At 66.2% G+C, this 237-nt stretch carries 1 pseudogene; it reads left to right on the top strand.

What is annotated here, in order from left to right:
- Positions 1–237 (top strand): annotated as a pseudogene (locus LK12_RS23375) (OmpA family protein); the annotation flags it as partial.

A 237-nucleotide genomic window follows, 5' to 3' on the forward strand; every position in this document is an offset into this window, starting at 1 on the left:
CCATGACAACCGCGGCAAGGGCGCACTCATCGGCGCGGCGGTCGCGGGTGCCGCGGCGGCAGGTTACGGCTACTACGCCGACAAGCAGGAAGAAGAGCTGCGGCGCAGCATGCAGGGCACGGGCGTGGAGGTGCAGCGCCAAGGCGATGTGATCCAGCTGATCATGCCCGGCAACATCACCTTCGCCACCGACTCGGCGCAGATCGCCAGCAGCTTCTATCAGCCGCTGAACAACCT

Source organism: Novosphingobium malaysiense (assembly GCF_000802225.1).
In the GTDB taxonomy this organism is placed as follows: domain Bacteria; phylum Pseudomonadota; class Alphaproteobacteria; order Sphingomonadales; family Sphingomonadaceae; genus Novosphingobium; species Novosphingobium malaysiense.